The 24,492-nt window shown below is 59.8% G+C and carries 22 protein-coding genes and 2 pseudogenes; 6 read left to right on the top strand and 18 right to left on the bottom strand.

Features of this window, described 5'->3' with window-relative positions:
• Window positions 1-10: 10 nt before the first annotated feature.
• The 5 genes and pseudogenes from ABTV22_RS08830 to sctN all read right to left on the bottom strand — a co-directional run bounded on the left by ABTV22_RS08830 (window position 11) and on the right by sctN (window position 4,174).
• Window positions 11-670, bottom strand: a complete 660-nt coding sequence (locus ABTV22_RS08830; protein ID WP_433739475.1) for an EscR/YscR/HrcR family type III secretion system export apparatus protein — start codon at window positions 668-670, stop codon at window positions 11-13.
• A complete protein-coding gene (locus tag ABTV22_RS08825) occupies window positions 667-1,584 on the bottom strand; it encodes a FliM/FliN family flagellar motor switch protein (protein WP_433739474.1) in 918 nt (305 codons plus the stop codon). The genes ABTV22_RS08830 and ABTV22_RS08825 overlap by 4 nt, the downstream gene beginning before the upstream one ends.
• A complete protein-coding gene (locus ABTV22_RS08820) occupies window positions 1,581-2,489 on the bottom strand; it encodes an invasion protein (RefSeq protein ID WP_433739473.1) in 909 nt (302 codons plus the stop codon). The genes ABTV22_RS08825 and ABTV22_RS08820 overlap by 4 nt, the downstream gene beginning before the upstream one ends.
• Complete coding sequence (locus ABTV22_RS08815; RefSeq protein WP_433739472.1) at window positions 2,486-2,941, bottom strand: type III secretion protein; 456 nt, start codon at window positions 2,939-2,941, stop codon at window positions 2,486-2,488. The genes ABTV22_RS08820 and ABTV22_RS08815 overlap by 4 nt, the downstream gene beginning before the upstream one ends.
• Window positions 2,925-4,174 (bottom strand): annotated as a pseudogene (gene sctN / locus ABTV22_RS08810) (type III secretion system ATPase SctN). Before sctN ends, ABTV22_RS08815 begins: the two are co-directional and overlap by 17 nt.
• Between sctN and ABTV22_RS08805 the strand changes: the two are divergent.
• Window positions 4,132-4,224 (top strand): annotated as a pseudogene (locus tag ABTV22_RS08805) (hypothetical protein); the annotation flags it as partial. The pseudogenes sctN and ABTV22_RS08805 sit on opposite strands and share 43 nt — an antisense overlap.
• On the opposite strand, the gene ABTV22_RS08800 reads toward ABTV22_RS08805, so the two are convergent.
• The 5 genes from ABTV22_RS08800 to ABTV22_RS08780 are packed head-to-tail and all read right to left on the bottom strand — an operon-like array spanning window position 4,207 to window position 10,230.
• The gene (locus ABTV22_RS08800; RefSeq protein ID WP_433739471.1) at window positions 4,207-4,614 is read right to left on the bottom strand and encodes an Invasion protein B family; all 408 of its coding nucleotides are present in this window, start codon (window positions 4,612-4,614) and stop codon (window positions 4,207-4,209) included. The pseudogene ABTV22_RS08805 and the gene ABTV22_RS08800 overlap by 18 nt on opposite strands.
• 13 nt (window positions 4,615-4,627) lie before the next feature.
• Window positions 4,628-6,679 carry an EscV/YscV/HrcV family type III secretion system export apparatus protein gene (locus tag ABTV22_RS08795; RefSeq protein WP_433739470.1) on the bottom strand — a complete coding sequence of 684 codons (2,052 nt, stop codon included), beginning with the start codon at window positions 6,677-6,679 and terminating at the stop codon, window positions 4,628-4,630.
• A 23-nt stretch (window positions 6,680-6,702) separates the two neighbouring features.
• Window positions 6,703-7,809 carry a type III secretion system gatekeeper subunit SctW gene (gene sctW / locus ABTV22_RS08790; protein WP_433739469.1) on the bottom strand — a complete coding sequence of 369 codons (1,107 nt, stop codon included), beginning with the start codon at window positions 7,807-7,809 and terminating at the stop codon, window positions 6,703-6,705.
• On the bottom strand, window positions 7,806-9,455 hold the full coding sequence (gene sctC, locus ABTV22_RS08785; RefSeq protein WP_433739468.1) for a type III secretion system outer membrane ring subunit SctC: 1,650 nt from the start codon (window positions 9,453-9,455) through the stop codon (window positions 7,806-7,808). The genes sctW and sctC overlap by 4 nt, the downstream gene beginning before the upstream one ends.
• Window positions 9,456-9,459: 4 nt before the next feature.
• A complete protein-coding gene (locus ABTV22_RS08780; protein ID WP_433739467.1) occupies window positions 9,460-10,230 on the bottom strand; it encodes a helix-turn-helix domain-containing protein in 771 nt (256 codons plus the stop codon).
• Between the two features lie 175 nt (window positions 10,231-10,405).
• Here ABTV22_RS08780 and ABTV22_RS08775 point away from each other — a divergent pair, with 175 nt between their 5' ends.
• From ABTV22_RS08775 to cobA, 5 genes are all read left to right on the top strand, one after another.
• Window positions 10,406-11,617: a CmpA/NrtA family ABC transporter substrate-binding protein gene (locus tag ABTV22_RS08775; RefSeq protein ID WP_433739466.1), complete on the top strand. Its 1,212-nt coding sequence runs from the start codon at window positions 10,406-10,408 to the stop codon at window positions 11,615-11,617.
• Between the two features lie 15 nt (window positions 11,618-11,632).
• Complete coding sequence (locus ABTV22_RS08770; RefSeq protein ID WP_175391245.1) at window positions 11,633-12,208, top strand: ANTAR domain-containing response regulator; 576 nt, start codon at window positions 11,633-11,635, stop codon at window positions 12,206-12,208.
• A 306-nt stretch (window positions 12,209-12,514) separates the two neighbouring features.
• Complete coding sequence (locus tag ABTV22_RS08765) at window positions 12,515-13,726, top strand: nitrate/nitrite transporter (RefSeq protein WP_433739465.1); 1,212 nt, start codon at window positions 12,515-12,517, stop codon at window positions 13,724-13,726.
• A gap of 7 nt (window positions 13,727-13,733) precedes the next feature.
• Window positions 13,734-15,404: a protein kinase domain-containing protein gene (locus ABTV22_RS08760; protein WP_433739464.1), complete on the top strand. Its 1,671-nt coding sequence runs from the start codon at window positions 13,734-13,736 to the stop codon at window positions 15,402-15,404.
• A gap of 16 nt (window positions 15,405-15,420) precedes the next feature.
• Window positions 15,421-16,215 (top strand): uroporphyrinogen-III C-methyltransferase, encoded by a 795-nt coding sequence (cobA, locus tag ABTV22_RS08755; RefSeq protein ID WP_433739463.1) that lies wholly within the window; start codon window positions 15,421-15,423, stop codon window positions 16,213-16,215.
• Between the two features lie 65 nt (window positions 16,216-16,280).
• Here cobA and ABTV22_RS08750 read toward each other — a convergent pair whose 3' ends face one another.
• The 8 genes from ABTV22_RS08750 to ppsA all read right to left on the bottom strand — a co-directional run bounded on the left by ABTV22_RS08750 (window position 16,281) and on the right by ppsA (window position 24,443).
• Complete coding sequence (locus tag ABTV22_RS08750; RefSeq protein WP_433739462.1) at window positions 16,281-17,327, bottom strand: OmpA family protein; 1,047 nt, start codon at window positions 17,325-17,327, stop codon at window positions 16,281-16,283.
• Between the two features lie 107 nt (window positions 17,328-17,434).
• On the bottom strand, window positions 17,435-18,025 hold the full coding sequence (sigX, locus tag ABTV22_RS08745) for an RNA polymerase sigma factor SigX (RefSeq protein WP_017337463.1): 591 nt from the start codon (window positions 18,023-18,025) through the stop codon (window positions 17,435-17,437).
• A 90-nt stretch (window positions 18,026-18,115) separates the two neighbouring features.
• Window positions 18,116-18,940 (bottom strand): mechanosensitive ion channel family protein, encoded by an 825-nt coding sequence (locus tag ABTV22_RS08740; protein ID WP_008048604.1) that lies wholly within the window; start codon window positions 18,938-18,940, stop codon window positions 18,116-18,118.
• 2 nt (window positions 18,941-18,942) lie between these two features.
• On the bottom strand, window positions 18,943-19,191 hold the full coding sequence (locus tag ABTV22_RS08735) for a hypothetical protein (protein WP_020801096.1): 249 nt from the start codon (window positions 19,189-19,191) through the stop codon (window positions 18,943-18,945).
• 63 nt (window positions 19,192-19,254) lie between these two features.
• Complete coding sequence (locus ABTV22_RS08730) at window positions 19,255-20,250, bottom strand: zinc transporter ZntB (protein WP_433739461.1); 996 nt, start codon at window positions 20,248-20,250, stop codon at window positions 19,255-19,257.
• A 34-nt stretch (window positions 20,251-20,284) separates the two neighbouring features.
• The gene (gene rraA, locus ABTV22_RS08725; protein WP_433741344.1) at window positions 20,285-20,773 is read right to left on the bottom strand and encodes a ribonuclease E activity regulator RraA; all 489 of its coding nucleotides are present in this window, start codon (window positions 20,771-20,773) and stop codon (window positions 20,285-20,287) included.
• 140 nt (window positions 20,774-20,913) lie between these two features.
• The gene (locus ABTV22_RS08720) at window positions 20,914-21,903 is read right to left on the bottom strand and encodes an alpha/beta fold hydrolase (protein WP_433739460.1); all 990 of its coding nucleotides are present in this window, start codon (window positions 21,901-21,903) and stop codon (window positions 20,914-20,916) included.
• A gap of 164 nt (window positions 21,904-22,067) precedes the next feature.
• The gene (ppsA, locus tag ABTV22_RS08715) at window positions 22,068-24,443 is read right to left on the bottom strand and encodes a phosphoenolpyruvate synthase (RefSeq protein WP_433739459.1); all 2,376 of its coding nucleotides are present in this window, start codon (window positions 24,441-24,443) and stop codon (window positions 22,068-22,070) included.
• Window positions 24,444-24,492: the final 49 nt, after the last annotated feature.

The following is a 24,492-nucleotide window of genomic DNA, read 5'->3' as shown; positions in this document are numbered from 1 at the left end:
GAGCGGCGCCCTATGCCAGCAGGGTCAGGTATTGCTTGACCAGCCCGGTCGACAGCAACGCCCAGCCATCAAGCGCGACAAACAACACCAGTTTGATCGGCACCGAAATGATCACCGGGCTCATCATCATCATGCCCAGCGCCAGCAGGATGCTGGAGATCACCAGGTCGACGATCACGAAGGGCAAATACAAATAGAAGCCGATCTTGAAGGCGCTCTTGATCTCGCTCAGCGCATACGCCGGCAGCAGCGCAAACAGCGACGGTGTGACCTCCTCATCAGCTGGCAGGTCGGTCTCGGCCTCACTCTGTACCGCTTGGGCACGCTCAAAGAACAGCGCCAGTTCCGGGTCGGTGTACTTGCGAAGGTAGTCCTTGTAACCACCCAGACCGTTCTCGGCAAAATTCACCACCGACTCGATATCGGTGAACGCCACCGCTTCTGTCTTGTAGTAGCCGTAGCCCTGCTTCATCACCGGCGTCATGACAAAAATCGCCAGCATCAGGGCAATCGCGTTGAGGGTCATGTTCGAGGGCACCTGCTGCAACCCCAGGGCGTTGCGCACAATGACAAAGACGATGGAAAACTTGATGTAGCAGGTGCCCGCCGCCACCAGAAACGGCAGCAAGGACGCGAACGCCAACAGCGCGATCAACGAAACATCGTTCATCGCGAGTGTTCCGATAGGTGCCTGTAGACCTCAAGCAACTCGACGCCCAACTGATCATCCAGTTGCACCAGTTCGCCACGGGCAACAGGCTTGCCGTTGGCGCGGATCTCGATGCGATGCGCCGCCTCTTGAGCCAGCGGGATGAGTTGCCCGTCGATGATCTGCGAAAGCGTGGCGAGGCTGATCTCATGGGTCGCCAGCACGAACTCCAGGCGCACTGGCACGGAGCTGAGGTCAGGCACTGAGGTGTCCTGTCCATCGGCATCAGCCACGGTCGATTGCATGTGTAAACCCTCTTCAGTAATGGTGAAAACGCCGAGGCATCGCCGCGCCAGCCAGCATTGTTGAGTGCGCTGGGTGATGCGCAGGACATCGCCTTCGTTCAGTCGTATCCGGCGTCCACGACCGAGATGACTGATCCCCAGCACCAGCTCCAGGCGCAGCGGCAAATCCCCCAACCATGAGTCGTCCACCGTGGCCGCGTGAGCGGTGCGATGGGCGGGCAACCGGGTCAACCACACACGTCCCTGCGCCGTGTCGAGCCAAGGCAAATCGTCGGTTGGCAGTTGCGCCGGTTCGACCAGTTCGACGTCGCCCACCCCCCGGTAATGCAACTCTTGCACCTCCAGCCGCAACGGTCGTGGCACTGCTCGAAACAACTCGACGATGCTCGCCAATGGGCACTCGATCTTCAGCAACGATTGCAACTGAGGCAGCGAGTGATGCAACCAGTCACGGGCGACGATCAACCCCTGCCATCCCCCGCCGTCGCCTTGGGCGTGAAAATGCAAATAGTCGCGTGGCCCTTGCAGGCTGGCCGAACCTGCGCCAACGCCGGCGCGCCGCCAGCGTTGAACCGCTTGCGCGCAGGCATGGGCTTGCGCATCAACCCTGCGAAGCTTCAGTGCGCTCATGCCGGATGCTCGGAGTATTCGGCCTGCTCGTCATCAGGCGCCTGATGGGAACCCTGACGCTGCTGCTCGCCACCACTGTCGGTCAGTCGCCAGGCAGGTTCTCGAGCCAGCTCGAAAGGCGCCTTGAGTTGCTCGAACACCAGGGCATTGCTCGGGCTGATCTGCAGGTTTCGGATGGGTTCATCAGGCACACGGCTGATGGTCACCTGCCCACTGGCCGAAGCTTTGTTGAACGGCACCTGCAGCAGACCTCGGCCTGGAACGGATTCAAGCACTGCATCGAGCGCAGGCAGCGGTTGCAGCGGTTGCAGCGGTTGCAGCGGTTGCAGCGGTACGGGGGACAGGACAGGCGGTCGTGCCACTTCACAGACATGACGTGGGGTTGGAAGGCTCGACATGATCTCAGGCAATGGCCTATCAACGGTGGGTGACGACGGCGCGTTGTAACGCGTGGTTGTGTCGAGCTGCAGCGAGTCGGCCATGCTCGTCGAGCGCTCTATCAACGCCGGTTCGAGCTCAATTGAAATGTGGCGGTTCAAAGGCGTTGGCGCAGTCACCTGATTAATCTTGGGTGCAACCGACACCATAGGGTGGAGCAACGACGATGGTGCCGGCTTGCTGAGCAACGGCCCCGATTGTGGAGCAGGCTTTGCCACCGAGGCAGGCCGGTGTTCAACCTGCGAAGTCTCTTGGGCTGCCCCCATCGATTGCCAGGCAACGGCGCGGCCGGCATCCATCGCGGGCCGATGGCGCAGGATCAATGTCGCCATCAGTTCAAGCACACCTTGTGGCAGGTCATCCTCTTGCGCCGGTACAAGCGTGTCTCGCAACTCATCCATGGAATCTTCGGCGACAGGGCCCGGAATTTGAACCGGCATGAGTGCAATCACAGATACCTCTTTCATCGCCCAACTCCCCTCATCTCTTCCACCTCTCGTTCTTCACGGCGCACCTGCTCAAGCCGTTGCTCACGCAACAGTTGCCGGACAGACTGCTCGTACTTGTCGTGTTTGCGCTGCGCACAGCGCAGTTGCTCGCGCTGCTCAAGCAAGCGCTGCTCAGCCTCTCGGCACTGCTGATCGATCCGGTCACGCTCCAGACGCAGCCCATCGATCTGCCGCCGGATAACCGCCTGTTTGCGCAACAATGCCAACAGCTGCCCGTGATCGAGCACGCAGTCGTTCGCGTGATGGCTGGCCAACAGGTTGTGCAGTGCAGCCTCTTGCGCCTCGACACCCTCCCGCTCCAGCAGCAGCGGCTGCAATTGCCGCTGCGCATGCTGAAGAGCCTGCTCGCCGCGTTGTCGGCGCCACTGACTGAGCGCCACCAGGCGCCGACGATCAGGCAATGAGTTCATGCAAACGACGCAAGGTTTCGTCCGGCTCGCAGTATTCGTCCACCGGCTGACGCAACCACTGGTTGAGCGCTTCACGGCGCTGTAACGCATGGTCATTGGCAGCATCCACGCCCTGGGTGTACTCACCCATGTCGAGAAAAATCTGCAGTTGCTCAAGCCGCGACAGCGTTTCCCTCGTGGACGCCGCCAATTGCTGCACCTGAGGTGAGGTCACTTGCGTCGCCACGCGGCTGACACTGCGCAGAACATCGATTGCCGGGTAGTGACCTTTGGCCGCGAGCGCACGACTGAGGTACACATGGCCGTCGAGAATGGAACGAATCTCCTCCGCGATCGGGTCCGGCTCATCGTCACTTTCCAGCAGGACGGTGTACCAGGCGGTAATACTCCCGACCGCCGTCACGCCGGGACGCTCCAGCAAGCGCGGTAAGGCGTCGAACACTGAGGCTGGATAACCGCGCCGCGCCGGTGCTTCACCGGCTGCCAGGGCGAGATCACGACGAGCCCGGGCATAACGCGTCAACGAGTCCAGCAAAAGCACAACCCGCCGACCTGATCTCGAAAGTACTCGGCGATGGCCGTGGCCTGCAGGGCCGAGTTACAGCGATCCACCGACGAAAAATCCGAGGTGGCATACACCACCACGCAGCGGGAGCGTATTTCGCACTGGCGCAGATGCTCGATGAACTCGGTCACTTCACGCCCGCGCTCACCGATCAGGCCGATGACGAACACATCCGCATCGGTGTGATTGATCAGCATGTTGATCAAGGTGGTTTTACCGGAGCCGGCGGCGGCGAAAATGCCGATGCGCTGGCCCACGCCGCAAGTCAGCAAGCCGTCGATGACGCGGATACCTGTGTTTAACGGCTCCACCACCGGGCGCCGCTGCCGGTAGGACGGTGGGTCGGCGTCAACGGGACAGTCTCGTTGTGCAATTGCTGTTGAAGGCGCCAGACGCTCGACGATGCTGCCCTGCGGATCGACCACGCTGCCGAGCAAGGCATCGCCGCAAGCCAATTGCAGTGACGCCCCCGTGGGCACAATCATCGACTCCCTGGACAAGCCTTTCGCATCGCCCAGCAAGCTGAGCAGGACGGCATCGGGCTTGAAACCGATAACCTGCGCCCTGGCCGACACCTCAGGCGAACGCCAATGCCGACGCACCTCGCAGACTTCGCCGATCACCACGTTTCCCAGCGCCGCTTCGAGCAAAGGTCCACTCAAGCGCAAGGGGTGAGCCGCATGGCGCTCCAGACGCTCGCTCACAGGCGCAGGATGCCGCACAGTTCTTCGACCACGACCACAAAATGGTCCAGCGCCTGGGCAAAACTGGCGGCATCGCTCAATGCCTGCTCATTGCACATCAGCCGCAATTCGAGCTGGCCCTCTACCTCGCACAGATGCAACTGCCCACTGCGGGACCAGGGACAACCCTGCAGCAGAATCTGCAACAACTGCTCGGCACTACGACCCAGTTGTTGGGGACCGATCGCCATCACCGCAGCCCACACCCACACCTCCCCGTCCACGTTACCCACGTTGATACTGGGCAAGTCCTTCATCTGCATTTCAATCGTACTGTGACTGTCGAAATGCCCGATCTGGCTGTCCACACAGCCACTGCTGCGCAGCGCTTGGCGCAGCAGATCGGCGATATCCATCGGTCTCATTCGCAGGTTTTCCTTACAGGGTCTTGATGACATTGACCGAGACGGTTTCGCAGACTTCGCCGAACGACATCACGTCCAGCTCCCGGAACCGACCCTCGATCAATTTTTTGATGTAGCGCCGCACATCGACCGAACACAGCAACACCATGTCCTTTTGTGCGATGTGCACGCTGTCCAGACCGACGGTCAGTCGATCCATCAACTCTTCCGACTGGGCCGGTTCCAGGTTGATGAAACTGCCGCCGGAGGTCTGCCGGATGCCTCGTCGCACCACCTCTTCGAACTCCGCCGACAACAGCAACACGCGCAGATCATTGCCCTGGGCAAACTTGTTGCTGATGTAGCGGGCCAACGCACCGCGAACATGCTCGACCAGCGCCAGTGGGTCCTTTTCCCGGGATGCCCAATGGGCCAGCGCTTCGAGAATCAGCTTCATGTTGCGCACGGAAATGCGCTCACCGATCAACCGCTGTAGCACTTCGGCGATCTTCTGCACGGTGACATGGCGATACACTTCCTTGAGCAGGTCGGGATATTTCGCTTCCATTTCGTCGAGCAGTTGCTTGGTCTCCTGCACGCCGAAAAATTCCTGGATATTGCGCGCCAGCAGCGTGACCAGGCAGCGGTAGCATTCCTCGTCAGCCGGTCGCAGGTGATAACCCAACTGCTGCACCCGACTCTTGTCATCGGCATTGACCCAGACACCACCCAGGCGATTGCTGTCGTTGCCGCGCACCAGGGCAAACCCCAGGGATTCCAGTTCCGGCGAATAGTCGAGCAGACGCCAATGATCGAAATGGATATCGAACTGCTCGGCGCGCACCTCATTGATCAACACGGCCACTTGATGAGCCGGCAAGGCTTCGCTGGCGCGCAGCTGTGGTTCGGGAATGCGCAGCCCGTAATCGACGAAAAACTGGCTGCGAAAGCGGGCCGCCCAGCGGGCCTTGTTCAGTTCATCCAGTCGCGCCGTAGGCACCAGCAACATTAAGGGGACGGTTTCGGTGGCAACGTTGTCGACGTCATCGAGCAGGCCCGATCCAGAATGCAACGCATCCTCCTGCGCAGGCGCGGGGCGGTTGTCACCCTGCCCCTCCCCTTTGGAAGCCTTGCGTTGGCGGATAAACACCACCAGCGCCAAAGCAGCAGCGATGGGCAGGAAGGTCATCAGTGGAAAACCAGGCAGCAGGCCGACACCCACAGCCAGCAGCGCCGTCACGCCCAACACAAAAGGATGACCCAGCATCTGGGCGAGCATGTTTCGCCCCAGGTTGCTGTCATCGCCGTTGACACGGGTGACGATGAAGCCGGCGCCGATGGCGATCAACAGCGCGGGAATCTGCGCCACCAGGCCATCGCCGATGGTCAGCAGGGTGTAGGTCGACAGGGCCGTGGACATGTCCATGCCCATTCCCCCGACCCCGATGGCCATGCCGCCGATGAAGTTGACGAAGATGATGATGATGCCGGCGATCGCATCGCCCTTGATGAACTTCATCGCGCCGTCGAACGAGCCATACAACTGACTCTCACGTTCCAGCACGCTGCGTTTTTCCTTGGCCTCCTCGGCCGTGATCGCACCGGCCTTGAGGTCGCCATCAATGCTCATCTGCTTGCCCGGCATGCCGTCCAGCGAGAAGCGCGCCGCCACTTCCGCCACCCGTTCCGAGCCCTTGGTGATCACGATGAACTGGACAATGGTGACAATCGAAAAAATCACGAAACCCACCACCAGGCTTTCGCCGATCACGAACTCACCGAACGACGCGATGATCTCCCCCGCATCGGCCTGGCTGAGGATCAGCCGACTGGTGCTGATCGACAGTGCCAGACGAAACAAAGTGGTCAACAGCAGCAAGGCCGGGAAGGTGGAAAAGCTGAGGATGCGTTCGATGTAGAACGAGCACATGAACACCAGCAGCGAAATGACGATGTTCAAGCCGATCAGAAAATCCACCAGCACTGTCGGCAGGGGAATGATCAGCATGGCGATGATCATCACCATCAGCGTCAGGATCAGCAGCTCGGGGCGAGCGCCGACGTTGCGCAAAAACACAATGAGCATGTCAGGTCAGTTCCGGGCAAAATTCATGGGCAACCACCAAGACGTCGCTGTTCCATGCATTCGTGGGCGTAGGCGATGTCGGCCAGATGCGTGAACTGTTGTGCCAGTCGCAGCGGTGCCTCTTCATCGGCAAACAGTGGCGTGGGCAATTGCAGGCTCAGCCGACGCACCTTGTGCAACACGGTCGAACGTTCACGGTGCGGGCTCAAGAGCAGGTGCTCACCCAGCGCGCCCAGCAGCAACTGATCGAGTTCATCGGGGTAAGCCAACACGCCCAACAGGAACACCAGCCAGTCCGATTCATCAGGGTTGTGCCGGCAGATCAACGCATCGGCCAGCAGTTGGCCGATGAACAGTTCATCGGCTGAGCGCAGACGCTTGAGGTCGGTCACCCTGGCCAGCAGCTGCCCGAACTCCGACCGTGAGCAACTAGGGTCTTGCGCACAGATGTCGGTGAGCAACGCCGCTTCGATGAAAACCAGCACATTCATGCGTTGAGCGGGACCGTACAGCGCGATCCAGTCCTGGTAACAACTGACCGGGCCTTCGTCGGACTCGAGAAAATCACGGTAGGTCTCGCGTAACAGGCCAGCGCGCACCGCCATGCTTCTTCCGAACATCCGGGCTTTAAGGGCGGCGTTGATCCCGGCGTTCATGCGTTTGGGAGACGCCTGGGCAATCACCGTCTGCAGCAGCGTTTCGAGGCGCTGGCGCGTAGCGGGCTCCAGTTTTTTTCGGCGCAACAGTTCTCGCAGCACCAACGCCAGGTCGCTGTCATCGGCAAACAGCTTGCGCGCCATCTGCAGCAACCAGGCGACAGGCTTATCCGATAGCCGCGCGAGACTGAGAATCTGCTGTGCCTTGGGTACGGTGTCGTCGTCCAGGACCCTTTCGAAATTATCGGTCAGGGTGTCGGACTTGAGTTCGAAATGCCGTCGGCCTCGAAACTGCGCCAGTGCCGCCGACATCTCATCACTGATCTGCACGAAACGATGAGCGGCGGCGGCCGAACCGCTATCTTCGATATCAATGTCGGCATCCGCTTGAGGTTGCGGGTGCTCGGCGGCCTTCTCGGCGTTCAGCCGTGCCTGGGCAGCGCGTCCGCCTGTGGAAATCGGCGGGAGAATCATTTGATGGCCGCCCGGAAGTAGGACTGGCGCACGCGTTCGTGCTGCTCCGGGGTCAGCAATTGCGTGCCAGGCTCAACGCCGCCAGGTTCCAGTGTGTCGCGAATTTCCTTGGGTTGAATCAGGAACACTCGCACCGTGTTGGCCGAGCGGCTCTGCCGATAGCTGAACAAGCGCCCGACCCACGGGATCGACCCCAGCACCGGGACTCGCCCGATTTGTTCGCTGTGATCATCACGGGTGAAACCGCCCACCAACAGGCTCTTGCCCTGGGGCACCCGCGCCACCGTGCTGATACGGGTGCGACCGACGGTCGGCAATGTACCCGGTTGCTTGCCCTGATCAGGGCTTTCGACTTCGTTGCCGTCTTCGATATTGAGTGACATTTCGACCTCGTCCGCGTGGGCGAAACGGGGCAACACGCTGACCAGCGTGCCGTAGGTCACGTGCTGCAAATCGACACTGCGCTCCCCCACCAACGGGGCATAAAACGTGCGGTTGTTGTCGAAGATCGCCGGCACGTTTTCCTGCGTGAGGATGACAGGCCGAGAAACCACGTTCGCCCGGTTGGTGCGCTCCAGTGCCATGACCTGGGTCACGAACGATGCGCCATCCAGAGTGGTTGCCGACCCAGCATTGAGCGATGCGGAAAACTTCCCGCCCGAATTCACGGCGCCTTGCCAATTGATGCCCAACTGATTGAGCTCGTCCTTGTGCAGATCAATGATCCACAACGACAACTCCACGTGTCGCTTCGAAGTATCCAGAGCGCTTACCAGGTTTTCGATGAAACGCACCTGCTCCGGCAAACCCTTGACCAGCAGGCTGTTGGTGTCGGGATAGGCCACCACCCGGATGTTTCCAGCGGCGGTATCGCGCGCAATGATGCGTGGCGCTGCCGGGTCTTGATCCGAAAGGTTGGTTGCCAACCCTTCCAGCGGAAATGCCGGCATCAGCCCCTGCGGCCGCTGTGCCGGCACGTGTGCCACCGCCGACTCCACGTCTCGCTTCTCACCACGCAGCAATTGTTCGATCACGGTGGCAAGCCCAGGGATGGTCACCTTGTCATCGCGCAGTTCATATTTACGATCACTGACAAAGGTGTTGCGCACCTGGATGACACCGATCTGCTGCTTGCCCAGCAACAGTTCCGAGCGCTGGTTATCCATCATCCCGGCCGCTTGCACCACCAGATCGACATACATCGGCGGACCCGAGACATGGAAGGTCCGCAGGCCGTCGTGGCGCAATGGATAACGACCGTCGTGCAACCCGGAACGTTCTAGGAACGCTTGAAGCCTGGCCACCGTCAGGGTCTGCAACGACACCATCGAACTTTTGATTTCTGGAGCGTCGTACAGATAAATCGCCTGACCGTCGCTGTACCAGATCAAGCCCATTTTCGAAGCGGTCCGCTCAAAGGTTCGTTGCGGAGTACGCAGATCGAACGTGCCGGAAATCCGCTTGGCAGCAGCCGCCTTGCTGACGATCACTGGCTTGCCCAGTGGCCCGGACAGCTCGCTGAAAAAGGTGCGGGCGCTTTGTTCGCGGGCCTCGAAATTGTAGACATCAGCCTGTGTGGCAAAGGGCGCAAGCAGCAACGCAGCGCTCAAGGAAATGCGCAACAGGGATAGCGATCGGCAGTTCATTGGCTCACTTGCCTGAAAGGTAGGTAATGTCGGCCAGGCTGCTGGGCGTGAAACCGACCAGTTCGCGGATTTCCCTGGAGAAATGCGACGAAGAGGCAAAACCGAACTCCAACGCCACATCCGTCAGCGAGCCGTCCTGCAGACTCATGTTCAACAGCGCCTGGGCGGTTCGCCAGCCGCGCAAGGCAGGCTTGGCTGCCGTGCCCAGCGCCTGTCGGCATAACCGACGAAAATGCGACACGGACACCCCATAACGCTGGGCCAGGGTGGTCAGCTTTTCGCTGTGGGTGCCCTGTTCCAGCAGGAAGCGCACAAGCCCGTAATCCTCGGTATGACGCAGCACACCGGCAAACGCCTGATAAGCCGCGCCACCGGCCATGGCCTGCTCGATGTACCAGCGCTCGAGCACGCTCTGGCACTGAACGGTCGAACACGCCACCGGCAAAACCGCCCAGGGTGCATCGCTGGTGCGTTGATCCTTCAGCGCGTTCCCCAGGTCGATGAACACTTGCAGCTTCACCAGCCACGCTTGTGGAACCGGCAGGGCTTGCACACCTGCGCCCACCTCGATGACAGGGTTCATCGCAATCAACCCTTCCCAACCGGCAGGTAGATGACAGGCCGAGGCGAGATGCACGGGGGATTCGCCGACGCGCAGGTGCAGCACCCGCTCGCTGAAACGGGCATCGGGCAAACCTGGGGCGCTGAGTGAGTCGATGTGCACGCCAATCTCCTTCGCGGCCTGACGATCAAGGGTCGGCAGGATGAAAGACATGACGCGTTGAATCCTGATGAAAAGCTGATGAAACCCGGGCTGGCATATGCCTTGCACCTCTTCAGGTATCAGCACCCATGCCAATGGCGGAATGTGTGCCAGGACAATGGCGTCGTCACCCGGCCCTGCGCACAGGGACCCGGGACGACGCTTTTTTTTGCAAGGTGAACACGCGATGAACGAACCATCAGCCGGCCCTCTGGCCTGGGTCAATGGCAGCGATGCCCCGGAAAAGACCGACATCAACCTCGGCTTCATGGCCCTGAGCGACTGCGCCTCGGTGGTGGTCGCGGCCACCCAGGGCTTCGCCCAGCCCTATGGCCTGACTTTGAACCTCAAGCGCCAGCCCTCGTGGGCCAATTTGCGCGACAAACTGGTCAGCGGCGAACTCGACGCCGCCCACAGCCTGTACGGCCTGATCTATGCCGTACACCTGGGTATCGGTGGCGTCGCGGCAACCGACATGGCTGTGCTCATGGGCCTGAACCAGAATGGCCAGAGCATCAACCTCTCCCACGGCTTGCAGGGCCTGGGCGTGACCGGTCCTGAAGCACTGCACCGTCACGTGCACCAATCTCGCCCAAAACTGACCTTCGCCCAGACCTTTCCCACCGGCACCCATGCCATGTGGTTGTATTACTGGCTGGCCAGCCAGGGCATTCATCCCTTGCGGGATGTCGACAGTGTGGTGGTGCCACCGCCGCAAATGGTCGCGCACCTGCAAGCCGGTCGCATCGACGGCTTCTGTGTCGGCGAGCCGTGGGCCGAAAGTGCCGTACAACAGAATCTCGGCTTTACCCTGGCGACGACCCAAACCATCTGGCCCGATCACCCGGAAAAGGTCCTCGGCTGCACCCGCGCCTTCGTCGAGCAATACCCCAACACCGCCCGCGCGTTGGTAATGGCGATTCTGCAAGCCAGTCGCTTCATCGAAGACAGCGCCGAAAACCGCCGTGGCACCGCACAACTGCTCAGCGCACCGCAGTACCTCGACGCCCCGCTCGAGTGCATCGAACCGCGCCTGTCGGGCGACTACGCCGATGGTCTGGGCAATCGATGGCAAGACCCGCACGCCTTGCGTTTCCACGGTGATGGCGAGGTCAATCTGCCGTATCTGTCCGATGGCATGTGGTTCATGACCCAGTTTCGCCGCTGGGGTTTGCTGCGTGACGATCCGGACTACTTGGCGGTGGCCCGCCAGGTCCAGCAACTGGATGTGTATCGAGAGGCTGCGAGCGCCGTTGGTATCGCTTTTACGGGGAAGGAAATGCGCAGCAGCCAGTTGATCGACGGCAAGGTCTGGGACGGCTCTGATCCGGCCGGTTATGCCCGCAGCTTCACACTGCACGCCATGGGCGACGGCTCGCCCGTTTTCGCCAGCCGCTGACGGGAGATTGCGAATATGTTGCGTATCTTGCTGATCAACGACACCGCGAAAAAAGTCGGGCGCCTCAAAGCCGCCCTGATCGAAGCCGGCTTCGAGGTGATCGACGAGTCCGGCTTGACCATCGACCTGCCCGAACGCGTCGAAACGGTGCGTCCGGACGTCATCTTGATCGATACCGAGTCACCGGGCCGTGATGTCATGGAGCAAGTGGTGCTGGTGAGTCGCGATCAACCACGGCCAATTGTGATGTTCACCGACGAACACGACCCCGACGTGATGCGCCAGGCGATCAAGTCCGGGGTCAGTGCCTATATCGTCGAAGGCATTCACGCACAACGCTTGCAGCCGATTCTCGATGTGGCCATGGCACGCTTCGAAAGCGACCAGGCCCTGCGCGCGCAACTGCATGCCAGGGACCAGCAGTTGGCCGAGCGTAAGCGCATAGAGCTGGCCAAAGGGCTGCTGATGAAGATGAAGGACTGCAACGAAGAAGAGGCCTATACCCTGATGCGCCGCCAGGCCATGAGCCGCCAGCAGAAGCTGATCCAGGTGGCGGAGCAGATCATTGCCATGAGTGAGTTGTTGGGTTGAAGGACGTGTTCGCGGGCAAGCCTCGCTCCTACAGGGGATTGCGGTCCCTCGTAGGAGCGTGGCTTGCCCGCGAATGGCCATAACTCGGTTTCGGCCGTTGGCACAAATCTCGCTATGTAATCCCCACAGGTAACCAACGGCGGTTGCCCCACCTACGACAAAGACGTCGCTCACCCCATTTGCCCCTGGCGAATCGGGTAGCGGCGTTTTTTTGTTTTGGCCCCATTGCCCGGGGCCGGTGGTGCGGCCCTGCGGCGCCCCACCTGCACGACTCCCGTTCGAGACTCCTATCAGTTGAGGTGCGCGATGAATTCAAGCTTCTGGAAATCCGGCCATACCCCGACCCTGTTCGCGGCCTTCCTCTATTTCGATCTGAGCTTCATGGTCTGGTACCTGCTCGGCCCTCTGGCGGTGCAAATCGCCGGTGACCTGCACCTGACCACCCAACAGCGCGGTCTGGTGGTGGCGACGCCGATTCTGGCTGGGGCTGTATTGCGCTTTGTGATGGGCATGTTGGCTGATCGCCTGTCACCAAAAACCGCAGGCCTGATCGGCCAGGTGATCGTCATCTGTGCGCTGTTTGGCGCCTGGAAGCTCGGCATCCACAGCTATGAGCAAGCATTGCTGCTGGGACTGTTCCTGGGCATGGCTGGGGCGTCGTTCGCCGTGGCCCTGCCCTTGGCCTCGCAGTGGTATCCACCGCAGCACCAAGGCAAAGCCATGGGCATCGCCGGGGCCGGTAACTCGGGCACCGTACTGGCCGCGCTGATTGCCCCGGTGCTGGCGGCAGCATTTGGCTGGAGCAACGTGTTTGGCTTCGCCCTGATCCCGTTGGTCCTGACCCTGATCGTTTTCGCCTGGCTGGCCAAGAACGCCCCTGAACGGCCGAAAGCCAAATCGATGGCCGATTACTTCAAGGCGCTGGGCGACCGCGACAGCTGGTGGTTCATGTTTTTCTACAGCGTGACCTTTGGTGGCTTCATCGGCCTGGCCAGCGCCCTGCCCGGCTATTTCAACGACCAGTACGGCCTGAGCCCGGTGACAGCCGGTTACTACACGGCAGCCTGCGTATTCGGTGGCAGCCTCATGCGCCCATTGGGCGGCGCGCTGGCCGATCGCTTTGGTGGCATTCGCACCTTGTTGGCGATGTACACGGCCGCCGCAGTCTGCATGGCTGCCGTGGGTTTCAACCTACCAAGCTCCTACGCAGCCCTGGCCCTTTTCGTCTGCACCATGCTCGGTTTGGGGGCCGGTAACGGTGCAGTTTTCCAACTGGTCCCGCAACGCTTTCGCCGGGAGATCGGTGTGATGACCGGCCTGATCGGCATGGCTGGCGGAATTGGCGGATTTGCGCTGGCGGCTGGCATGGGTGCAATCAAGCAAAGCACGGGCAGCTACCAGATGGCGCTGTGGCTGTTCGCCAGCCTCGCTGTCCTCGCCTGGTTCGGCTTGCACGGTGTGAAACGTCGCTGGAGAACCACCTGGGGCTCGGCCGCCGTGACCGCTGCACGGGTCTGACAGCGCCATGAGCCTGCAACTGAGTTTCGCCGAAGCCACTGCCACAGGTCCGCGCGAGGAAAATCAGGACGCCTTGCGCCTGGTCACGCCGTCCCCGGCATTGGCTGCGAGCAAGGGCTACCTGTTCGCCATCGCCGACGGCGTCAGCCAATGTGCCGATGGCGCACTGGCCGCCCGCTCGACGTTGCAGGCCCTGGCACTGGATTACTATGCCACCCCGGAAACCTGGGGCGTTGCCCAGGCACTGGATCGCCTGCTGCTGGCTCAGAACCGGTGGCTGCAAGCGAACGGCGGTGGGCAGCCCTTGCTGACTACAGTCAGTGCGCTGGTCTTGCGTGGCCGGCGCTTTACCCTGGCCCATGTCGGTGATTGCCGGGTGTATCGCTGGCATGCCGATCAATTGCAGCGGGTCAGCGAAGACCACGTCTGGGATCAACCGGGCATGCAACATGTGCTCAAGCGAGCGCTCGGGCTCGATCAGCATCTGGTGCTGGACTTTCTCGACGGTGAATTGCGTCTCGATGAGAGCTTTGTGTTGCTCAGCGACGGCATCTGGGCGGTGCTGGGCGATACGGCGATTGCGGCGATTCTGCGTGATCAACCGGACCTCGACAGCGCCGCGCAGACGCTGGTGAATGCCGCCCACCTGGCCGGCAGCCAGGATAATGCCAGCGCTCTGCTTGTGCGGGTCGATGCCCTCGGTGAAACCAGCATTGGCGATGCGCTGATTCATTTGCAGCAATGGCCATTACCTGCGGCACTCAAGCCAGGCCAGGATTTCGAGGGTTGGCAGGTCGAGACAATACTCGGCCAGAGCCAGCAATCGCTGCTCTATCGGGTGCGCGACCGTCAGCAACAACCCTGGCTGCTGAAAACCCTGCCCGGCGCCCTGCGAGATGATCATCTGGCCGGGCAAGCATTGCTCTCGGAAGAATGGTTTCTCAAGCGCGTGGCCGGGCGGCATTTCCCTGAAGTCCATGCGGCCAGTCAGCGTCAGCATTTGTACTACGTGATGCGCGAATATGCCGGCACGACCCTGGCGCAATTGCAGGCGCAGGTGGGGCCATTGCCGCTGGCACAGTGGCAGGAGCTTGCCGAGCGCCTGTTAAAAGCGGTCGGCCTGCTGCATCGACGGCAAATCCTGCATCGCGATATCAAACCCGAGAACCTGCTGTTGGGCGACGACGGCGAACTGCGCCTGCTGGATTTCGGACTCGCCTGGTGTTCCGGCCTGTCCCAAGACCCGCTCTCTACCCTGCCCGGAACGCCCAGCTACATCGCACCGGAAGCGTTTCGCGGCGAAGCGCCGACACCGCAACAGGACCTGTATGCGGTTGGCGTCACCCTTTACTACCTGCTCACCGGACATTTTCCCTACGGCGAAATCGAAGCGTTCCAACGTCCACGGTTCGGGATACCGGTCAGCGCAAGTCGCTATCGACCCGACCTGCCGGAATGGCTGGTGCAAATCCTCGAACGCGCTGTGGCAGCGGATCCAGCCCAGCGCTATGAAACCGCTGAGGAGTGGTTACTGCTGATGGAACAAGGGGAGCGCCGCAGTTTGAGCGTGCGCCCCAGGCCCTTGCTGGAGCGGGAGCCGCTGAAGGTATGGCGGACGTTGGCCTCGGTGTCGTTGTTGATCAATTTGATGCTGTTGTTTTTGGTATTTCATGGCTAAGGCAGAGGAAAACACGATGAACGCAAAAGTCTGGCTGGTCGGTGCGGGACCGGGCGACCCGGAGTTGATGACGCTCAAGGCTGTGCGAGCATTGAGAGAAGCGGATGTCGTGCTGATCGATGATCTTGTGAATGATGCAGTCCTTGAACACTGCAGCGGCGCCCGGATCATTCCTGTGGGAAAACGCGGTGGTTGCCGCTCAACACCACAAGCGTTCATCCATCGCCTGATGTTGCGATACGCCCGCCATGGCAAATGCGTGGTGCGACTCAAGGGTGGCGATCCGTGCATTTTCGGGCGTGGCGGTGAGGAGGCTCAGTGGTTACGTGAGCGCGGGGTTGAAGTCGAACTGGTCAACGGCATCACGGCCGGGCTTGCTGGCGCTACACAATGCGACATTCCGTTGACCCTGCGTGGCGTGGCGCGGGGCGTGACACTGGTTACCGCCCACACTCAGGACGATAGCAGCCTGAACTGGCAAGCACTGGCCCAGGGCGGCACGACGCTGGTGATCTACATGGGTGTGGCCAAACTCGGGGAAATCCGTGAACAGCTGATCCTTGGCGGAATGGCCGTAGACACGCCGGTGGCGATGATTGAAAACGCTTCATTGCCTCATCAGCGCGAATGCCGCAGTGATCTGACGGCGATGGAAGAAGATGCACTTGCCTTCGAACTGAAAAGCCCTGCCATCCTGGTTATCGGTGCTGTGGCATCTGAAGGGAGGATCAAAAGATCGCAGCCTTCGGCAGCTCCTACAAGGATCCGTGTAGGAGCTGCCGTAGGCTGCGATCTTTTCAGACCAAGCTGAAACACCAAATCGCAGACAAAGAAAAGCCCGGCCTAAGCCGGGCTTTTCCTGGAGCGGCGAGGTAATTACTTACCTTGAGCTTCAACCTGCGCTTCTACGCGACGGTTTACAGCGCGGCCAGCTTCAGTTTTGTTGTCGGCAACTGGGCGGGATTCGCCGTAGCCAACAGACTGAACGCGGGACGATTCAACACCGTACTGGTTGGTCAGAACTTGCTTAACGGCGTTTGCACGACGCTCGGACAGTTTCTGGTTGTAAGCGTCAGGACCGACGGAGTCAGTGTGACCTTCAACAGTAGTGGTGGTGGATGGGTACTGCTTCATGAAGTCAGCCAGGTTCTTGATGTCGCCGTAGCTGTTAGGCTTGACTACCGACTTGTCGAAGTCGAACTTAACGTCCAGCTCAACACGTACGACTTCAGCCACTGCTGGGCAGCCATCAGCGTCAACAGTTACGTTGGCTGGGGTGTCCGGGCACTTGTCAACGTTGTCGCAAACGCCATCGTTGTCGCTGTCGGAGCAGACTTCAGGTGCTGGAACTGGAGCAGCAGCAGGCTTGTTGCCGCCACCGAAGTTAACACCCAGACCTACGGACGGGATGTAGTCCCACTTGCCGTTGTCCAGCTTGTAGTCAGCTTCTACGCCAGCACGAGCGAAGAAGTTTTCGAGGAAGTAGTACTTAACGCCACCGCCTGCAGTCAGGAAAGTCGACTGGTCACGACCGGTGTGGCCGTCATCGGCTACGTTGGTCATGCTGCCGTGCTTAACACCACCTTGAACGTATGGACGCAGAGCGTCGCCAGCGTTGTTGAAGTGGTACTGAGCGTTCAGACCGAACTGGTCGCCTTCGATTTTCTGATGGCCAGTACCGTTGTTCGAACGGGTGTGGTCGTCATTGTTGTAGGTGAAGTTCAACGATACGTCGTCGGTCAAGAAGTAACCGATGGAGGCGCCAGGAGTGTAGCCGTCTTCAACGTTCTTAACGCTGTCGTTGTACTTCTTCCCGTAGTTGAGCTCGCCTTCAACTGCGCCTTGGCCCTGTGCCAGAGCGCCGAACGAAGTAGCGGCAATAAGAGTACCAATGGCCAAGCCCAAGGTGTTTTTCAGTTTCATCCGTTAAATCCCCATCTGGTGATTGTGAAGCAGTCCCGCAAACCGGGGGACAACTCGGCGGCAATTCTATCAGAACTTGCCTACGCGTAAGAGATATTTGCGCCGAACTAAGTTTCGGCAATGCCTGCAAATTTCTCACGCAGTTTATCGAGAGCGCGTTTGTACCGCATTTTTGTTGCACTCAAACCCATGTGCATGATGTCTGCGATCTCCTGAAACTCCAGCTCTGCGACAAATCGTAGCACCAGAATTTCACGGTCAATCGGGTTCACATACACCAACCAGCGATCAAGTCCACCCTTTTCCTCCGGTTTCGGCGCCTTTTCTTCGGACGCTTCTTCGAGGGGGTCCAGACTCAAGGCGTCCATCAAGCGACGCTTTCGCCGTTCCTTCCGATACTGTGTGATGCACTCGTTGTACGTGATGCTATATAGCCATGTCTTGAACTTCGATTTGCCCTCGAAGTTCTTCAGACCATACAGCACCTTCAACATGACTTCCTGACAGACATCATCTGCGTCGCGATCGTTCCCAAGATATCGTGCACAGACGTTAAATAATGTTCGCTGGTAACGCCGCATCAATTCTTCATAAGCGCGCGTAACATGAAACAGCTCGGTATGCGAGCGCGCGACCAACTCCTCATCAGAGAGCTCGCGGGGGTCGTAGCGCGTGGATAGCGATTGGGCTTTATTCAAAACAAGTCGTGCCGACAGTCAGGTCAATGTCCGCCGCAGCCAGCATCAGCAGGCAATTTGCGGCGGCATACATTAGCAGGGTTTGCCGGGTTAGCGGCTACTCACATGCTGCTCAAGGAGAATCCGATTGGAAAGAGAGACTAGCTCACCCTCATCGGTCAGCAATGTGGTTTTAACCGTGCCGATCTCTTCGATCTGCCCTTCGACCTCGCCAACACGCACTTGTTGCCCAACCTGGTACAACTCACGCACATAGATTCCCGCAAGAATCTGACCGGCAATTTCCCGGCTTCCCAAGCCCATGGCCAGCGCAACCGCCAGACCAACGGTAATCAATACGATGACGATCACATGATTGAGCAGGTCAGTCTTGACCTCCAACTGGCTGATCGCAACCGAGATACTGATGATGATCACCAAGCCCTGGGCAATACGCCCCAGCCCGGAAGCGTAGTCCAGGCCTACGCCTTCTGCCGCTCCCCGCACCAGGCCATTGGCCAGTTGCGCCAGCAATACACCCACCAGCAGCACCAGCGCCGCGCCGAATACCTTCGGCAAGTACAACGCAAGCATATCCAGCGTAGCTGAAACTCGCTCAAGTCCAAGGGATTCTGCGGCAGAAACCAGAAAAATCAGCAGAACGAACCAATAGACGATCTTGCCGATCAGTGTAGAAATCGGAACTTGAAGGCCGGCACGAGACAGAAGCTTGGTCAGACCGGTACCGCCCATCAGGCGATCCAGGCCCAGTTTGGCGAGCAATTTGGACAGCAGCGTGTCCAGCAGCTTGGCCACCACAAACCCCAGCAGCAACACGACCAGTGCGCCAAACAGGTTCGGAATGAAGTTCGCAACCTTGGTCCATAACGCAGTCATTGCAGTGACGAGGCTCTGAGTCCAGAGATCAAGTTCCATATTCAATCAGCCTTATCAGCAGTGCGAGCGGTAGGTTTACGAAGACGGGATACCGGCGCCACGTGGGCCGAACCGTTATTGAGGGCAATCATCAGGGCGGGCAGCCAGCGGCCCAGCAGACTGAACAGATCGCCGGCGCCGACCTGGCGGTTGGCGGTTTTCAGTACGCGGCCAAGGCACGCATCGTCGTCCCGGGTGGACGGTGATGCCTTGAGCATGTCACGCAAAGACTGTTCAAACGGATCGTGCATACGCACCTCTCGTGATGTCTGTGAAAGACGCGGTCAAATTTGGTCGGGTCACAACGTTTACATTCAAACCCAGCGCAAACGTCGGAATAACCACCACTGCCCCAGCGCCACCGCGATCATCAGCAGGCAGGCAATGAGGAAGCCATAAGGACTCCCGGATAACGGAATCCCCCCGACGTTTATCCCCAAAAGACCGGTCAGAAAACTCATTGGCAAAAATATCCCGGTGATGATGCCGAAGCGATACATCGTGCGATTCATGCGCACGCTCAAGCGTCGGTCTTCAGCCTCCAGGACCAGCCCTACCCGCTCCCGCGTCAACTCAAGCTCCTCGAGATAGCGAGTCAGGCTGTTGTTCAATTCGTTCCAGTAATCACCATCGTCCTCGACGAACCAGGGCAATTTGATTCGCGTCAGCTGACCGAAAATATCGCGCTGCGGAGCGAGAAAGCGCTTCAACGCAGCCGCCCGGCGACGGATCTGTAAAACCTCTCCATGCTCAGGAGTATACCGTTCGTCGGCATCGAGTTTTTCTTCTTCCTCATCGACCACTTCCGAGAGGCTGCTGACCAGATCCTGCACCTTGTTGGTGAGGTACTGCGCCATATAAAGGATGAGTTCGGAGGCGGTTTTCGGCCCCTTGCCGTCTGCCAGTTGCGCCAAGAGCTCTTCAGTGGCGCGCAGCGGACGCAAACGCAGGGAGATCACTCGCTGGGCAGAACCAAAGATCCGTACCGAGACCATGTCTTCAGGCTCGGCACCCGGATTGAGATTGACCCCGCGCAAAAATAGCAGCAGTTCGCTGTCGGAAAGCTGTAGGAGGCGCGGACGGGTGTTTTCTTCAAGCAGCAAATCGCAGCTGAACTCACTCAAACCGCTGGTTTTACGCAGCCAGGTCTGGGTTTGCGGGTGACTGCGATCCCAGTGCAGCCACAGGCTTTCATGGGCCTGCAACTGCAAATCATCGAGTTCCGTCCGGGCTATCGAACGCGCACCGCCTTTACCGTCCAGCACCAGGGCATGGACCAACCCCCACTGCGCGTTTTCTTCCTCGAACATCCGCATTCCATTCTTCAAAAAAGTCGGCCAGATCTTACTCAGGCATTGCAAGCGGGCTTGGCGAAATGATCACGCCGTTGTTGTCCGCATAGATGTAATGGCCTGGATGGAAGGTCACGCCGGCGAAAGTCACGGCGACGTTCAGGTCGCCGATACCGCGCTTGTCGGTTTTCATCGGATGGCTGGCCAACGCCTGCACCCCGAGATCGGTTTGCGCAATGACGTCGACATCACGGATGCAACCGTAGATCACCAGCCCTTCCCAGCCGTTATTCGCCGCTTTTTCGGCCAACATGTCGCCCAACAAAGCGCGACGCAGGGAACCGCCACCGTCGACCACCAGTACCTTGCCGTTTCCCTTGAGTTCGACTTGCTCCTTGACCAGCGAGTTATCTTCGAAACACTTGATGGTCACGATTTCACCGCCGAATGAATCACGGCCACCGAAATTGCTGAACATCGGTTCCAACACCTGCACCAGCTCCGGGTAGGCGTCGCACAGGTCAGGCGTAAGGTAATGGATCATCGGGAAACTCCTGTAAAGAGGGAGACAGCACGAACATCACAGATGATTCGATCATCGAAAATGACCAGATAGGCTCAATGCGTCATATCTTAGCCGCTCGCCGATCAGAGCGAAATGCCTCTGATAGAGCGCCCTGCTTAGATTGCCGTGGTCAAATCCGTTTGCTCACCCAGCAAAGGCCTTTGCTGATCCGCCAGCCAGCGGGCCACCAAAGGCCAGACTTCGGCTTGCGCCGCTTTGCTGACCAGCATTTCCACATGGCCGAAATTATCGCCAAAACCCTGCTCGCGGCCCAGGTTGATAAATTGCTTGTGCTCGGAGCCCAACTGATCGAACAACTTGCGACACGCCCACGCCGGATCCTGATGGTCAGCCACGGCGCTCACCGCCAGCACCGGGACCTTGACCTCGGCCAAGCCCGCCCACCAGTCCTTGTCGGCATCGCCAAAGCGCCCGAAAAGGCCGTACCAGCGCATGCTTTCCAAGGCCAGGCCGATCGGCTCGTCTTCCGGGCCACGCTTGAGTCGCGAACCGGATAACTGGGCAAACCGATTGAGGATGAAGCGCCCACTCCACTCCACCGGCGGAATCTTCAATGGCCAGTAGGTGCGGCTGACTTGCGTACCGAAAAACGCCACCGACGCGACCACGGGCTCACCGATGTACTCACCTCCCAGCGCTGCCGCCAGGGTAATGCCGCCCAGCGAATGGCCGATCCAGTGCGGGACCTGGCCGCTTTGCTCGCGCACGAACGCGCCAATGGCCGGCAGGTCATAGCGTGCATAGTCGGCGACGCGGTTCTTGCGATAGCTCTGGTTGCGCTGGGACAGCCCGTGTCCACGCATTTCCGGAATCCAGACATCGAACCCCAGGCGTGTCAGATGCGCCCCCAGGCCCAGGCCTTTGGGAGAAAACCAGAAACGTCGATTGGAAAAACTGCCGTGCAACAGAATCACTGGCACGCCACGCACTGCCGGTTCGTCGGCCATGCCCAGGCGCGTCACAGCCAGCTCGACGGTACCGTCGGGGCTGTTTCCAGGCTTCAAACGATAGACATCTTCGCTCAGATCACCGCGCCGCTCGGCGCTGATCAGGGCGACAGGAAATAGGTTGCTGCTGCTTTGCATAATCTCTTGCACAAAAAAGGGCGGCATCCATCAGGAGCCCGCCCTACTTCAATCTCTAAAAACGCCCGCCCCCTGTAGGAGCACAGCTTGCTGGCGATGGCGATTTTGAAGACGCCATCGCGGGCAAGCCTTGCTCCTACGGAGAGCGAGCCGTTCTCACTCGATCAAGCCGAAGCTTGACCCTCAGCCAGGAAGAACCAGGTTTCCAGTACGGAATCGGGGTTCAACGAAACGCTTTCGATGCCTTGTTCCATCAGCCACTTGGCCAGGTCCGGGTGGTCCGAAGGGCCCTGACCGCAAATGCCGATGTACTTGCCGGCCTTGTTGCACGCGGCAATGGCGTTGGCCAGCAACTTCTTGACCGCCGGATTACGCTCGTCGAACAGGTGAGCGATGATGCCGGAGTCACGGTCCAGGCCCAAAGTCAGCTGGGTCAGGTCGTTGGAGCCGATGGAGAAGCCGTCGAAGAACTCGAGGAACTCTTCAGCCAGGATCGCGTTGGACGGCAGTTCGCACATCATGATGACGCGCAGACCATTGTCGCCACGGGCCAGGCCGTTTTCGGCCAACAGGTTCACCACCTGACTCGCCTCGCCCAGGGTACGGACGAACGGCACCATGATTTCAACGTTGGTCAGGCCCATCTCGTTACGCACGCGCTTGAGGGCGCGGCACTCGAGTTCGAAGCAGTCACGGAACGATTCGCTGATGTAACGCGAAGCGCCGCGGAAGCCCAGCATCGGGTTCTCTTCTTCCGGCTCGTAGAGCTTGCCGCCGATCAGGTTCGCGTATTCGTTGGACTTGAAGTCCGACAGACGCACGATGACCTTCTTCGGATAGAACGCAGCCGCCAGGGTACTGATGCCTTCGACCAGCTTCTCGACATAGAAGCCGACCGGATCGTTGTAACCGGCGATGCGCTTGTCGACGCTTTCCTTGATGTCCTGCGGCAGGCCATCGTAGTTCAGCAGCGCTTTAGGGTGCACGCCGATCATGCGGTTGATGATGAATTCCAGACGGGCCAGACCCACACCAGCGTTCGGCAGCTGGGCGAAGTCAAAGGCGCGGTCCGGGTTGCCGACGTTCATCATGATCTTGAACGGCAGCTCCGGCATGGCATCCACGGAGTTCTTCTTGATGTCGAAGCCCAGTTCGCCTTCGAAGATGAAGCCGGTGTCGCCTTCAGCACAGGAAACGGTCACGCCTTGACCGTCTTTCAACAGCTGGGTGGCGTTACCGCAACCGACCACGGCCGGGATACCCAGCTCACGAGCGATGATCGCCGCGTGGCAGGTACGACCACCGCGGTTGGTGACGATGGCGCTGGCGCGCTTCATGACCGGTTCCCAGTCCGGGTCGGTCATGTCGGAGACCAGTACGTCGCCGACCTGGACTTTGTCCATCTCGGACACGTCCTTGATGATACGGACCTTGCCAGCGCCGATACGCTGGCCGATGGCGCGGCCTTCCACCAGCACGGTGCCGGTTTCCTTCAGCAGGTAACGTTCCATGACGTTGGCCTGGGTGCGGCTCTTCACGGTTTCCGGACGGGCCTGCACGATGTACAGCTTGCCGTCGTCACCGTCCTTGGCCCATTCGATGTCCATCGGGCACCCGTAGTGCTTCTCGATGATCATCGCCTGCTTGGCCAGCTCGCTGACTTCGGCGTCGGTCAGGCAGAAACGCGCACGTTCGGCCTTGTCGACATCGACGGTCTTGACCGAACGACCGGCCTTGGCCTCGTCGCCGTAGATCATCTTGATGGCCTTGCTGCCCAGGTTGCGGCGCAGGATCGCTGGACGACCAGCGGCCAGGGTGCCTTTGTGGACGTAGAACTCATCCGGGTTCACCGCACCTTGTACGACGGTTTCACCCAGGCCGTAGGCGCCGGTGATGAACACCACGTCACGGAAGCCCGATTCGGTATCGAGGGTGAACATCACGCCGGCGGTGCCGGTTTCGGAGCGGACCATGCGCTGTACGCCGGCCGACAGGGCGACCAATTTGTGGTCGAAGCCCTGGTGCACGCGGTAGGAAATCGCGCGGTCGTTGAAAAGGGAAGCGAACACCTCTTTGGCGGCGCGAATGACGTTTTCGACACCACGGATGTTCAGGAAGGTTTCCTGCTGACCGGCGAAGGAAGCGTCCGGTAAGTCTTCGGCGGTGGCCGAAGAACGCACGGCCACGGCCACGTCAGGGTTACCGGCGGACAGTGTGGCAAACGCGGTACGGATCTCGGTGTTCAGTTTTTCAGGGAATTCGGCTTCCATGATCCACTGGCGAATCTGGGCGCCGGTCTTGGCCAGGGCATTGACGTCATCGACATCGAGGGCATCGAGGGCCTTGTGGATCTGGTCGTTCAGGCCGCTCAGTTCCAGGAAGTCGCGATAAGCCTGAGCGGTCGTGGCGAAGCCACCGGGCACCGATACACCGGCACCTGCAAGGTTGCTGATCATCTCGCCCAGGGATGCGTTCTTGCCCCCCACATGCTCAACATCGTGTTTGCCGAGCTTATCGAGGGAAACTACGTACTCTACCAAGGTGATCTCTCCACTAACTGTGTTGGAAAAGCTCAGACACCGGCTGCTC

It is taken from the genome of Pseudomonas putida (genome assembly GCF_050990305.1).
GTDB lineage: Bacteria > Pseudomonadota > Gammaproteobacteria > Pseudomonadales > Pseudomonadaceae > Aquipseudomonas > Aquipseudomonas putida_AH.
Note: the sequence above shows the minus strand (reverse complement) of the source record. Positions and strands in the feature narration are given on the sequence as shown.